This is a genomic window from Caballeronia glathei, from assembly GCF_000698595.1.
Classification (GTDB): domain Bacteria; phylum Pseudomonadota; class Gammaproteobacteria; order Burkholderiales; family Burkholderiaceae; genus Caballeronia; species Caballeronia glathei.
On sequence record NZ_JFHC01000025.1, the window covers coordinates 15,397 to 28,292 of the forward strand.

9 protein-coding genes are annotated in these 12,896 nt (G+C 64.1%); 8 read left to right on the forward strand and 1 reads right to left on the reverse strand.

Annotated elements, in window-relative coordinates:
* The first annotated feature begins 611 nt into the window (after positions 1–611).
* The 6 genes from BG61_RS16925 to BG61_RS16950 all read left to right on the forward strand — a co-directional run bounded on the left by BG61_RS16925 (position 612) and on the right by BG61_RS16950 (position 7,976).
* A complete protein-coding gene (locus BG61_RS16925) occupies positions 612–1,460 on the forward strand; it encodes a glycosyltransferase family 2 protein (RefSeq protein WP_035931019.1) in 849 nt (282 codons plus the stop codon).
* The gene (locus BG61_RS16930) at positions 1,451–2,428 is read left to right on the forward strand and encodes an NAD-dependent epimerase/dehydratase family protein (RefSeq protein WP_370818067.1); all 978 of its coding nucleotides are present in this window, start codon (positions 1,451–1,453) and stop codon (positions 2,426–2,428) included. Before BG61_RS16925 ends, BG61_RS16930 begins: the two co-directional genes overlap by 10 nt.
* Before the next feature lie 92 nt (positions 2,429–2,520).
* Positions 2,521–3,555 carry an MraY family glycosyltransferase gene (locus BG61_RS16935; protein ID WP_035931021.1) on the forward strand — a complete coding sequence of 345 codons (1,035 nt, stop codon included), beginning with the start codon at positions 2,521–2,523 and terminating at the stop codon, positions 3,553–3,555.
* A gap of 11 nt (positions 3,556–3,566) precedes the next feature.
* A complete protein-coding gene (locus tag BG61_RS16940; RefSeq protein WP_035931022.1) occupies positions 3,567–5,459 on the forward strand; it encodes a polysaccharide biosynthesis protein in 1,893 nt (630 codons plus the stop codon).
* A 90-nt stretch (positions 5,460–5,549) separates the two neighbouring features.
* On the forward strand, positions 5,550–6,629 hold the full coding sequence (locus BG61_RS16945) for a glycosyltransferase family protein (RefSeq protein WP_051672585.1): 1,080 nt from the start codon (positions 5,550–5,552) through the stop codon (positions 6,627–6,629).
* A 375-nt stretch (positions 6,630–7,004) separates the two neighbouring features.
* Complete coding sequence (locus tag BG61_RS16950; RefSeq protein ID WP_035931023.1) at positions 7,005–7,976, forward strand: transposase; 972 nt, start codon at positions 7,005–7,007, stop codon at positions 7,974–7,976.
* A gap of 81 nt (positions 7,977–8,057) precedes the next feature.
* Here the strand turns inward: BG61_RS16950 and BG61_RS16955 are convergent, their stop codons facing one another.
* The gene (locus tag BG61_RS16955) at positions 8,058–9,563 is read right to left on the reverse strand and encodes a mannose-1-phosphate guanylyltransferase/mannose-6-phosphate isomerase (RefSeq protein ID WP_035931024.1); all 1,506 of its coding nucleotides are present in this window, start codon (positions 9,561–9,563) and stop codon (positions 8,058–8,060) included.
* 486 nt (positions 9,564–10,049) lie between these two features.
* On the opposite strand from BG61_RS16955, the gene BG61_RS16960 reads away from it, so the two are divergent.
* Complete coding sequence (locus BG61_RS16960; protein ID WP_035931025.1) at positions 10,050–11,447, forward strand: undecaprenyl-phosphate glucose phosphotransferase; 1,398 nt, start codon at positions 10,050–10,052, stop codon at positions 11,445–11,447.
* Between the two features lie 24 nt (positions 11,448–11,471).
* On the forward strand, positions 11,472–12,857 hold the full coding sequence (locus BG61_RS16965; RefSeq protein WP_035931026.1) for a UDP-glucose dehydrogenase family protein: 1,386 nt from the start codon (positions 11,472–11,474) through the stop codon (positions 12,855–12,857).
* Positions 12,858–12,896: the final 39 nt, after the last annotated feature.

Consider the following 12,896-nt stretch of genomic DNA (forward strand, 5'->3'; position numbering starts at 1 on the left):
TCTTGCGACGTCGGTTATCAAACTGTTCGGTGCAACCCTATCCGAGAAAACGTCAATCGAAATGCTCAATGTCTCGGTCGCTCGTTGACCGGGTGTTGCTTATCTCTTAAGTTGGTTGGCCAGAGTTTGTCGCATAAAGGGTGCGGGTTTCATCAGTGGCGCATTTCCAATGCGTGATAACTAGAAATTTTCTTTGGCGGCCCAAGGCGAATGCTCGACGATGACAATATCGGATGGCTGATGGGCGCCGTCCGGCGGCGTCCGCACGGACTAGTCCTCAGTCAGTTGTCCCTTTCGTAGGACGCTCGAAGCTATGGCGCTAACTGGTCCGATGGCACTCAATTTCCACCATGTTCTCCCTGCCGCGATTAAACAGACGGCGCGGCGCCGGTGGAGATCGGCATGATCGCAGCTGGCCATCGAAAAATGCCTTATCGAGGCAGCGCCTCATCGTGACTTGTACGGATGCTCGTTCGCCGTTTTGCAGGTGAGGCGTCGATGGTGCCAGCAGAGGTTCCCAAATGACTTCCTACTTTCAGTTCATTTCGGCGAAAATGTCGGTCCCGTCGTCCGTCAGCGGCCGCCGCAAGTCTCGATTTCCCGATACAAGGATGCAGTTGAACTTCCATTCCGATAGCGCAAGCTCGGCTGAATTGATAAGCGTGTCCGTCGTCGTTTATCGGCCGGACCGTCAACTTCTCGAACGTACGCTCAGTACACTCGATGCCGCCCTGGATCGCTTGCGCATCACGGATCACGTCGCGTCCGCGCCGCTATATCTTGTCGACAACGGCAGGATGGAACGCATGGACTGGTCCGAGCTCGTTGGCGAAGCCCGGTTGATGACGACTGTCATCGAAGGCCAGGGCAACGTTGGCTACGGCCGTGGCCACAATCTCGCCATCGAGCGCACATCGAGCCGCTACCACCTCATCTTAAACCCCGACATCGAACTTGGCGGCGACGCACTCAGCCACGCGCTCACATTCATGGAAGCTCATCCGGAGGTCGGTCTCCTTTCGCCACTGATCCTGGAAGAAGATGGCGACCAACAATTCCTCTGCCGCCGTTATCCCACCGTCTTCGACCTCTTCGCCCGCGGCTTCCTCCCTTCGCGTCTGCGCGCCCGATTCAAGAACCGCCTTGCCCGCTACGAAATGCGCGACGTGATCGACGACAAAAACATCGTCTGGGACCCGCCGATCGTAAGCGGCTGCTTCATGCTCTTCCGCACCGACGTCCTGAAAAAACTCGGTGGCTTCGACCCGCGCTACTTCCTTTACTTCGAGGACTACGATCTGAGCCTGCGCACGCACAAAATCGCGCGCGTCGCGTACGTGCCGTCGGTGCGCGTGCTGCATCACGGCGGCGACGCCGCGCGCAAGGGCTGGACGCACATCAAGCTCTTCATGACCTCCGCGTACAAGTTTTTCAACCGATTCGGCTGGAAATGGATATGAGCGATTGCCGCATCGCGATTACAGGCGCGAACGGTTTCGTCGGAAGGGCGCTGACACGCATGCTGATGGAGCAGGGCACGCCGGTCATCGCGATCGCTCGCCCGCAGACAACATGCGAACCCGGCGTCGAAACCAAGCGCATTACGTCGCTCGACGCCGTCACGCCCGAAATCTTCGCCGGCGCCCAGGCCGTGGTCCATTTGGCCGCCCGCGTCCACGTCATGCGCGATGCCGCCGCTGACCCGCTCGCCGCGTTCCGCGCGACGAATGTCGAAGGCACGCTAAAAGCCGCCGACGCCGCCGTGCGCGCCGGCGCGACGCGTTTTGTCTTCGTGAGCAGCATCAAGGCGCTAGCCGAACTCGACGACGGCCGGCCGCTCAAGGAAACCGACGAGCGCCGCCCGCCCGACCCGTACGGTGTCTCGAAAGCGGAAGCCGAGGTGGAACTCCGGGAATTCGGCGCACGCACGGGCCTGGAAATCGTGATCGTGCGCCCGCCGCTCGTCTACGGCCCGGAGGTGGGCGCGAACTTCCTGAGCCTGATGAACGCGATCGCCCGGGGCATGCCCTTGCCGATCGGCGCGGTGAAAGCGCAGAGAAGTCTCTGCTACGTCGACAACCTCGCGAGCGCGCTCGCCGAATGTTCGACGCATCCGCGCGCCGCGGGCCAGATTTTTCACGTCACGGATGGCGAGGATCCGGCGGTAGCCGACCTCGCGCGCCGTCTCGGCGTGCACCTGGGCCGGCCTGCGCGGCTGGTGAGCCTGCCCGTCGGTCTGCTGAAGATGGCGGGCCGCGTGACCGGCAGGACGGCGCAAATCGATCGACTTACGGAAAGCTTGCGAGTCGATTCGACTCATATTCGAGATATGCTAGGCTGGCGCCCTGCGGTTTCGCTCGACAATGGCCTCGCCGCCACCGCCGAGTGGTTTCTCGCAGCCCATCCGGCCCGCGCTAACGTCCGGTAACAACCGATAAGCGCCAGTTACACGCGAAGGCGCCACAAACCAGCAAGATCGGCACAGCCGACACGAACGACCATCAGATCAATTTTTGGGAAATGACCCGCCCGCTGTCCCCTTTTCTCGTCGATACCCCCTGGACGGCCGCCGCCTGCGCGGCTGCGTTCGCGCTCGTCGCTTGCGCGCTGATTCTCGGCCTGCTGCTGAAAACCGGTTTCGCCTGGCGCCTCGCCACCGATATCCCGAACGACCGTTCGCTGCACACGCGCCCGACGCCGCGCGTTGGCGGTTGGGGGATCGTGCCGGTGAGCGTGATCGCGCTGCTGGTCGTCGCGCCGTCGATGTGGCTCGCCGCCGTCTGCGCAGCGTTTCTCGCCGCCGTTTCCCAAATCGACGACCGGCGCGGTCTGCCGGCGCGCGTGCGCTTCGGGGCGCACCTTCTGGCAGTGGCGTTGCTGGTCGCGCTGAATCCGGCGCCGGTGCCGTGGTGGGCGCTCGCGGCCGTGGGCTTCCTGATGGTGTGGCTCGTGAATCTCTACAACTTCATGGACGGCGCCGACGGCCTTGCGGGCGGCATGGCGCTCTTCGGCTTCGGCGGATACGCGATCGGGGCACTCACAGGTGCGACGCCGCAAATCGACCTCGGCGTGGCAAGCGCGGCGATCGCAGGCGCGGCAGGCGGCTTCTTGCTATTCAATTTCCATCCGGCACGGATTTTTTTGGGCGATTCGGGGTCAATTCCCATAGGCTTCCTGGCGGGGGCGCTCGGCTACTGGGGCTGGCTCAAGGGCACCTGGCCGATCTGGTTTCCGGCGTTCGTGTTCGCGCCGTTTATCGCCGATGCGTCGGTGACGTTGCTTCGGCGCCTCGCGCGCGGAGAAAAATTCTGGCAGGCGCACCGCGAGCATTACTATCAGCGCATGGTGCGCCTCGGCATGGGCCACGCCAGAACCGCATGCACGTGGTATTTATTGATGCTGGCGGGCATAATGCTTGCTAATTGGGCGCTGGGACTTTCGCCTGTCGGACAGTGGTTCGCGGTAGCAGGGTGGGCAATTGTGGTCGCGGCAGCGGGTGTGGTCGTCGATGTGTGCTGGCGGCGTCACCAAACCCGTCTTTCCGAACAACCTTGAGGTCCACGCGGATGACTCGATACAAAGCTTCATGGCTTTCGGCCGGCGCTTTCGCGTTCGATCTTTTCGCGGTCGCCGGTACCTGGCTCGCCGCCTATCTGATCCGCTTCAACGGCGCCGTTCCGGTGGATTTCCGCTCCGGCGCGTTCACGGCGCTCGCCTGGGTGCTTCCGGTCTACGGCATCATGTTCCGCGTCTTCGGGCTCTATCGCGGCATGTGGGTGTTCGCGAGCCTGCCCGACCTGATGCGCATTTCGAAGTCGGTGGGCGTCGGCGCGCTGATTGTGATGGTCGGCGCGGTGATGTCGCAGCCCACTCCCGTCATTCCCCGCTCCGTACTGATCGTGGCTCCGTTGCTGCTGTTTCTCGCGATGGGCGGCGCACGCGCGCTCTATCGCGCGACCAAGGAGTTCTATCTGTATGGCGGGCTCGTCGGGCAGGGGAAGCCTGTGATCCTGCTCGGCGCGGGCAACGCGGCCGCGAGCCTGGTGCGGGAGTTGGCGCGGTCGAGCGAATGGCGCCTCGTTGGCCTGCTCGACGACGATCCCGCCAAGCACGGCCGCGAAGTCCTCGGCCACAAGGTGCTTGGCTCGATCGGCGAGCTGGCGCGCTTTGCGGACGAGCTGAAGACGGACTACGCGATCATCGCGATTCCGTCGGCCTCGGTCGAGGCGCAGCGACGCGTCGCCACGCTGTGCGTGCGCGCGGGCGTGAAGGCGATGGTGCTGCCGGCGCTCACGCCGCTCACGCAGGGGCAGGGGTTCCTGTCGCGCGTGCGTCAGATCGATCTCGAAGACCTGCTCGGCCGCGAGCCGGTGAAGATCGACATGCCGCATGTCGAGAAGCTGCTGCACGGCCGCGTCGTGATGGTGACGGGCGCGGGCGGCTCGATCGGCTCGGAACTGTGCCGCCAGATCCTGCGCTTTTCGCCGGCACAGCTGATCGCCTACGATCTCAGCGAATACGCGATGTACCGCCTCACCGAGGAGCTGCACGAGAAATTTCCGGAGCTGTCGGTGATTCCCGTGATCGGTGACTCGAAGGATTCGCTGCTGCTTGACCAGTCGATGTCGCGCTTTACGCCCCACATCGTGTTCCACGCGGCCGCGTACAAGCACGTGCCGCTGATGGAAGAGCAGAACGCGTGGCAGGCGGTGCGCAACAACGTGCTCGGCACGCTGCGCGTCGCGCGCGCCGCGATCCGTCACGACGTGCGCCACTTCGTGCTGATTTCCACGGACAAGGCCGTCAACCCGACGAACGTGATGGGTGCGAGCAAGCGGCTCGCGGAAATGGCGTGTCAGGCGCTGCAGCAGTCGGCGCCGCGCACGCAGTTCGAGACGGTGCGCTTTGGCAACGTGCTCGGCAGCGCGGGCAGCGTGATTCCGAAGTTCCAGCAGCAGATCGCCAAGGGCGGCCCGGTCACGGTCACGCATCCTGAAATCACGCGGTTCTTCATGACGATCCCCGAGGCCGCGCAGCTCGTGCTTCAGGCGTCGAGCATGGGGCACGGCGGCGAGATATTCATTCTCGACATGGGGCAGCCGGTGAAGATCGTCGATCTGGCGCGCGACCTGATTCGCCTTTACGGCTTCTCGGAGGAGCAGATCCGGATCGTGTTCACGGGGCTGCGTCCGGGCGAAAAGCTCTACGAAGAACTCCTCGCCGACGACGAAACCACCACGCGCACGCCGCATCCCAAGCTTCGGATCGCGCGGGCGCGCGAGGTGCCGGATCATTTCCTCGACGAACTGCTGCCGTGGCTGATGCAGCATCGTGTGCTGCCTGACGAGGAAGTGCGGCGCGACTTGCGCCGCTGGGTGCCCGAATATCAGACGGCGGTCCCGCCGGTGCTGCAGAGCATTCAAGTCATGCGCGACGTCTCGCGGCGCGAGGCGGGCTGACGGCAAGCCGAAACGGGGGGCATCGGCCCATCGATGCGTGATCACAACGCCGTCACTGACGCAAAATTTCCATCGCTATAAAATCGCGCGATGGAAAAGATCGGAAACCGTCCGCCTGCGCCGCCCACTCTGCTCGAGCCGCTCGACGAGCTAGCCGCTCTGACGCACCCCGGCTCGCTGCGCTCGCCCGCGGGCGAGATCGTGGCGTCCTACGATCTGGAAGTGACCGATGCCCCCGTCGCCGGCTTCCGTCCCCTTTCTTCCCGCGACGGCATCCTCAATGCCAACGTCGCCGCATTCGTCCCGAATTACGCTTCGCAAAAAAAAGTCCACGTGATCAACGGCGTGGGCGTGACGCTCGGCGATTCGATCATCGGGCTCACCGCGCTTTTCGCGATCAGAAAGCGCCATCCGCAGATCGAATTCACCGTCTACCGGCCGTCCCGCGCGCCGCGCTACGTGCAGCGGCTGTACGAACTCGCGGCACCGGCGCTCGGCCCGGTGGTCGATCTTCCGGTGGCGCTTGACCGCCTCCCGCCCGGCGACCTGAAGATCGATGTCGGCAATCACCTCTTCTGGCCGAATTTTTCTACGCTGCCGATGATCGATTTTTTTCTCTGGGCGATGGGCATGTGCGCCGCGGACGTGCCGCCCGAGGAAAAGCGCAATCACTGGCTGAAGACGCTGCCGCCGCGGCCGCATCTGCGCGACGGCGCCGGCTACGTGCTGTTCTGTCCGAGCGCGAGCACGCCGGTGCGCAGCATTCCGGCGGCGCTGCACGGGCCGATCGTCGAGCGGCTGTGGGATGAGTTCGGGCTGCCGGTTGCCGGGTTCGGCGCGGTCGATCATCCGCGCTACACCGACGTTACCGCGCATTCGCCCGACACCGCCGATTTCCTGAACTGGGTGCGCCACGCGCGCTACGTGGTCACGTCCGACACGGCGGCGCTGCACATCGCCGCCGGCTTCGACGTGCCGACCACTGCGTTCTTCACCACGATCGCCCCGCAGTTGCGCGCACGCGACTACCTGTACTGCAACGCGGTGAGCGTGCCGTTGACGGGGCTGGCCGGCATTCAGGCGAGCAGTCAGGCGCGCGATCTGGAAGCAGTCGACGAGGCTTATCACAAGCTCGATCTGGACCGGGTTTTGTTTAGCGTTTCGCGCTAAAACTTCGCGAATCTTCCCGAAATGTGAAGCATGTGGCAATGCAGCAAAATGCATGCCTTACACGGGCGCGAAAACCCTTTAGTGTCTCTCGAAAAGTGACGGCCTGTCATATTCGGACAAACCATAGTAATGGTATGCTTCCTGCACCATATCTTCATACACGAGAGAGACCTTGCATTTTGCGCCGCTTTGGGTAGTTCCTGCACCATGCGGGGGGTCGAACGCGGTTCTGATGCACCAGATTTGTTGTTTTGAGCAAACGTTTGCGAATACCACAGGTCCCTTGAACGGACGCCATGAGGGCGGCGACAGCAGCCTTCGGGGCGGCGTCCGGTCGATAGCCGCAGCGCAATTCTGACTGCATGGAGCAACGCAATGTTTTTCGACGAACTCAGCAATGATGAGTGGGCGCGGGTTGCCGCGCTCGTGGGCGAAAGTGAGGTGCGGGAGCATCGTCGTGGGCGCCCGCGCGCTCATCCGCGCACGGTAGTCAATGCCGTGCTGTGGATTCTTACCACGGGCGAAACGTGGTCGAAACTGCCCAGTCATTACCCGACCGTCCCCACTTGCCGACGCCGTTTTTCGGACTGGCAGGCGAACGGCACCCTGATCGAGATGGTCAAGGTGCTGTCCGAAGGTGGCCGCTCGTTCGCCTACGTGCCGAGCCCGCCAGTTCCGGAACCCGCGCCGCGTCCCGCCACCGCCGCGTATGAATGCGATCGTCTGCGCGGCGTGTTCTGGCAAAACCCGGAATCCTGGCACGCGCAAGGCGCGCAGCCGTTCGACGGGCTGGCGAACGCGCCGCGCCGCCTTGCCGAAGCGCGCGACGTCGCGCAGGCCAATGCGCCCGGACCGAGCCACATGAGCCGCGCGTTCGCGGGTGCGCCGATGCGCGCGGCATCGTATCGCGAGGCGCCGCTCGTTGCCGCTCGCGAGGACGACACGCCGATGCCGTTCGATCCGTGCTGCGCGCCCGTCCACGACGGCCGCGGCTACAGCATCTACGCGATCGCGCGTCCGGTGGCGGACGGCATGTTTCGCGGCTGGGCGGAGATCATCAGGGAAGGGCGGCGTGTCGAGCGTTCCGGTCTGATCGGACCGCGCCATGCCAACCCCGACGAAGCGCAGGCGTATGCGCTCGAATGGTCGCGCCGCTGGATCGCGGCACAGGCGACGCGCCTGCCGATGCCCGCGCCGCAGGAACCGGCAGTTGCAACGGCGGCGCCCGCCGGCACCGGCCGGATCGCGCACGAGCCGTACGATGAGCGGCGCTTCGTGAAAGAGGACGCGTCGGAGCGTGCGTACAACGAACGCACGGAATCGCGCTACGCCGACATTCAGGGCTGATCCGCGTTCACGACGCCTGGCAGCCGTTTCAAGCAATACCCGATGTCCATGCGGTGCAGGGCGCACCGCATGGACATTTTTTCATTGGCGGCCGTACTTGTCGTCGAAACGCACGATGTCGTCTTCGCCGAGATACGTGCCCGACTGGACCTCGATGATCTCGAGCGGCATCTTGCCCGGGTTTTCGAGCCGGTGCTGCACGCCGATCGGAATGTAGGTCGATTCGTTTTCGGCGAGGATGAACGTCTCGGTGCCGCGCGTGACGAGCGCCGTGCCGCGCACGACGACCCAGTGCTCGGCACGGTGGTGATGCATCTGCAGCGAGAGCCGCGCGCCCGGCTTCACCACGATGCGCTTCACCTGGAAGCGCTCGCCGTGATCGACGGAATCGTAGTGCCCCCACGGCCGGTGCACCTTGCGATGGTCGGCGGCTTCCGTTCCCTGTTCGGACTTGATGCGCCCGACGATCGCCTTCACGTCCTGCACGCACGACTTGTCCGCGACGAGAATCGCGTCCGCCGTCTCGACGACGACGAGATTCTGCGTTCCCACGCATGCGATCAGGCGGCCTTCGGAATGCGCGTAAGTCGACGTGGCGCCCTGGAACATCACGCGCCCGCGCGCCACGTTTTCCGAGCCGTCCTTCGGCAGGATCTTCCAGATCGCATCCCACGAGCCGACGTCGGACCAGCCCGCGTCGAGCGGCACGACCGCGCCCGGGCAGATGCTCGAATCGTTCGCGAGCTGCTCCATGACGGCATAGTCGATGGAGTCTGAAGGCGAGGACGCGAAAGCATCGTGATCGAGGCGGAAGAACTCGCCGTCGTCGATGCCCGCATCGCATGCCGCGCGGCATGCGTCGTAGATCGCGGGCTGGAAGTGCTCGATCGCGGCAAGCCACGTCGATGCGCGCACGATGAAGATGCCCGCGTTCCACAGGTACTCGCCCGAGGCGACGTACTGGCGCGCGAGTTCGAGATGCGGCTTCTCCACGAAGCGATCGAGCCGGCGCGCGCCGCGGCCGGCCAGTTCCGCACCGACCTTGATATAGCCGTAGCCCGTTTCCGCGTGTCCGGGGACGATGCACATCGAGACGATCGCACCGTCTTCCGCGCATTGCGCGCCGGACGCGATCGCCTTGTGGAACGCTTCGATGTCCGCGACCACGTGATCGGCCGGCATCACGACGAGGATTGCGTCGTCGCCCGATGCAAACGCGCGCATGGCCGCGACCGTCAGCGCGGGCGCGGTGTTGCGCGGCACGGGCTCCAGCACGAGTTGCGCGCGGCGGCCGCGGGTGCGCAACTGGTCGGCGGTCGTGAAGCGGTGTTCTTCGCCGCAGACGATGATCGCGTCTTCGGTGCGTGCGGTGCCGTAGGCGAGCCCGTCGAGCCGCTGCGCTGTCGACTGCAGCAGCGACTGTTCCCCGATCAGGCCGATGAGCTGCTTCGGATAGTGCTCGCGCGACATCGGCCATAGGCGCGTGCCGGAGCCTCCCGCGAGGATGACCGGCTGGATCCTCAAGCGCACGTCGGTGCTGGTGGACGAACGGGGAGCGCTCGAAAGCGCCGTGTCGAGAGCGGTCATGATGTGCCTTCCTTTCGCTTGATCGGGTATAACGATTTTTGCACGTAGTAAATCGTCGATAAATCAAAAAACCCGAAAATAAATGTAAAAGGAGATGCGCCGGAAAACACCATCAGTTAATCAATCTGTCATATCCGGCTGGAATTTTTTTCTTTACATCTCTTGCGGCAGGCGGCAGAAAATAAATCGCCCGGCGTGCTCTCGCCGTTCCTGTGGAGTCGCTTGTCCGGCAAGGCTCTCAGCCCTTGCGACAAGGCCCGGAGCCGCCGCGTGCGGTGCCTCCGGAAATAAAAAAATACGGCATCCACGCGGACCGGATAAAAAAATAATTTAATCAAAATTGACGATTAAATCCCGCATTAATTTTGCTGTTGCGGATGGTTTTTTATTCCCGCTTCATACGGGTATGTACCGAGAAGGCGCAATCCCTTTCGTTTCGTCCGCGATAAAGCGGGATCCGTGTCTTTCCACCTGGGGTGTTTAGCGATGTTGAGCGTGCTATCGAGAATCATCGACATAGGCATGGCCGCACTGGGCGCGCTGCTCGCGGCCGGGCTGCATGCGGGCGGCCCGGTCTGGCTCGACGACAAGGAGAGCACGCTGCTCGCGTTCAATTGCGTGCTCATGATCATGACGTTCCCGTCGTTCGGGATCTATCAGTCGTGGCGCGGCAAGCCCGTCTACGACCTGCTTTGGCGCGTGACCATTGCGTGGCTGCTGGTGGAAGGCGCGGGCGTGCTTCTCACGTTCAGCGTGCACCGCGCGGACACGCTCTCGCGCCTGTGGCTCGGCTACTGGGCCGTGTGCACGATCGGCCTGCTCCTCATCACGAAGACGCTGATCTACTCGGCGCTCAAGTTCCTGCGCCGCGAGGGTTTCAATCACAAGGCCGTGGCGATCGTCGGCGCGGCGCCTTACGGGCGGTTCCTGATCGAGCAGATGCGCAGCCGCCCGGAGGCCGGCTTTCGCCCCGTGTACGTCTTCGACGAGACGGGCACGGCAACCGGTGACGAAGCGGGCGCCTCTGGCGACACGCTCGCGGGCGTGCCCGTGATGCGCGATCTGGGCGAGCTCACGCCGCTCGTGCGCGCGCGCGAGATCCGCGAACTGTGGCTCGCGCTGCCGATCTCGCAGGAACGCACGATCCACCGGATCGTCACGCAGTTCCGCGATGACTTCGTGAACATCCGCTTCATCCCGGACGTGCGCAGCATCTCGTTCTTCAACCAGGCCGTGGTCGACCTGCTCGGCGTGCCCGCGATCAACCTCGCCGCGTCGCCGATCACCGACATCAAGGTGCTGCCGAAGCTCGTCTTCGACCGCGTGTTCGCCGCGTGCGTGCTGCTCGGCACCTCGCCGCTCCTGATCGTGATCGCCGTGCTCGTGAAGCTGTCGTCGCCGGGGCCGGTGTTCTTCAAGCAGAAGCGCAAGGGCATCGACGGCCGCGAGTTCGAGATCTACAAGTTCCGCTCGATGAAGGTTCACGCCGAGACGCCGGGGCGGGTCACGCAGGCACGCAAGGGCGACAAGCGCGTGACGAGAGTGGGCGCGTTCCTTCGCCGCACGAGCCTCGACGAACTGCCGCAGTTCATCAACGTGCTGAAGGGCGAGATGTCGGTGGTCGGTCCGCGCCCGCACGCGCTCGAACACGACGACATCTACAAGGACCTCGTGAAGGGCTACATGTACCGCTATCGCATCAAGCCGGGCATCACGGGCTGGGCGCAGGTGAACGGCTATCGCGGCGAGACCGACCGTATCGAGAAGATGATGGGGCGCGTGAAGCTCGACCTCTATTACATGCAGCACTGGACCTTCGGGCTCGACATGAAGATCGTCGCGCTCACGCTCTGGAAGGGCTTTGCCGGTGCGAACGCTTATTAACCTCATGGATCAGGGAACGCAGCAATGAAACTCACGATCATCGGTAGCGGCTATGTGGGACTAGTGACGGGCGCGTGTCTTGCCGACATCGGCAACGACGTGTTCTGCCTCGACCTCGACGAACGCAAGATCGCGATCCTGAACGGTGGCGGCGTGCCGATCCACGAGCCGGGTCTGCAGGAAGTGATCGCGCGCAACCGCAAGGCGGGGCGCCTGAAGTTTTCCACCGACGTCAAGGCGGCGGTCGAGCACGGCGACGTGCTGTTCATCGCGGTTGGCACGCCCTCCGACGAAGACGGCTCCGCCGATTTGCAGTACGTGCTCGCCGCGGCTCGCGACATCGGCCGCTACATGAACGGCTTCAAGGTGATCGTCGACAAGTCGACAGTGCCGGTCGGCACCGCCGGCCGCGTGAAGGGCGTAATCGACCGCGAACTCGCGGGGCGCGGCGAGCGGCACATGTTCTCGGTCGTGTCGAACCCCGAGTTCCTGAAGGAAGGCGCGGCCGTGGAGGACTTCACGCGGCCGGACCGCATCGTGATCGGCTGCGACGAGGACGTGCCGGGCGAGCGCGCCCGCGAGCAGATGAAGCGGCTCTATGCGCCGTTCAACCGCAACCACGAGCGCACGCTCTACATGGACGTTCGCTCGGCGGAATTCACCAAGTACGCCGCCAACGCGATGCTCGCTACGCGCATTTCGTTCATGAACGAACTCGCGAATTTCGCGGATCGCGTGGGCGCCGACATCGAAGCCGTGCGCCGCGGCATCGGCTCGGACCCGCGCATCGGCTATGACTTCCTGTATGCGGGCTGCGGCTATGGCGGCTCGTGCTTTCCGAAGGACGTGCGCTCGCTGATCCAGACCGCGTCCGAGCACGATCAGGAACTGCAGATCCTGAAGGCGGTGTCGTCGGTGAACGAGGCGCAGAAGGAGACGCTCACGCAGAAGATCGTCGAGCGCCTGGGCGACGACCTGAGCGGCCGCCGCTTCGCGCTGTGGGGCCTCGCGTTCAAGCCGAACACCGACGACATGCGCGATGCGCCGAGCCGCGTGCTGATCGCGGCGCTCCTCGCGCGCGGCGCGCAGGTCTGCGCGTACGACCCCGTCGCGACCGACGAGGCGCGCCGCGTGCTCGCGCTCGACCTGCACGACGCACCGGGCCAGCTCGCGCGCATCACCTATGCGGCGAACCCCGAAGAGGCGCTCGATGCAGCCGACGCGCTGGTGATCGTCACCGAATGGAAGGCTTTCAAGAGCCCGGACTTCGACGGCATGAAAGAGCGCCTGAAGGCGCCGCTCATTTTCGACGGCCGCAACCTCTACGAGCCGGACACGATGCGCGAGATCGGCATCGAATATCACGCGATCGGCCGCGGCATCAGGCAGCCGGCGCTCGCGCTCGCCTGAGCGCGCGTCTTTTCCAGTCATCAACGGTAACGAGGTGCT

Bases quoted from the DNA above. Each gene is read 5' to 3' on its own strand.
- BG61_RS16925 (WP_035931019.1), top strand. From the start codon at position 612: ATGCAGTTGAACTTCCATTCCGATAGCGCAAGCTCGGCTGAATTGATA.
- BG61_RS16930 (WP_370818067.1), top strand. From the start codon at position 1,451: ATGGATATGAGCGATTGCCGCATCGCGATTACAGGCGCGAACGGTTTC.
- BG61_RS16935 (WP_035931021.1), top strand. From the start codon at position 2,521: ATGACCCGCCCGCTGTCCCCTTTTCTCGTCGATACCCCCTGGACGGCC.
- BG61_RS16940 (WP_035931022.1), top strand. From the start codon at position 3,567: ATGACTCGATACAAAGCTTCATGGCTTTCGGCCGGCGCTTTCGCGTTC.
- BG61_RS16945 (WP_051672585.1), top strand. From the start codon at position 5,550: ATGGAAAAGATCGGAAACCGTCCGCCTGCGCCGCCCACTCTGCTCGAG.
- BG61_RS16950 (WP_035931023.1), top strand. From the start codon at position 7,005: ATGTTTTTCGACGAACTCAGCAATGATGAGTGGGCGCGGGTTGCCGCG.
- BG61_RS16955 (WP_035931024.1), bottom strand. From the start codon at position 9,563: ATGACCGCTCTCGACACGGCGCTTTCGAGCGCTCCCCGTTCGTCCACC.
- BG61_RS16960 (WP_035931025.1), top strand. From the start codon at position 10,050: ATGTTGAGCGTGCTATCGAGAATCATCGACATAGGCATGGCCGCACTG.
- BG61_RS16965 (WP_035931026.1), top strand. From the start codon at position 11,472: ATGAAACTCACGATCATCGGTAGCGGCTATGTGGGACTAGTGACGGGC.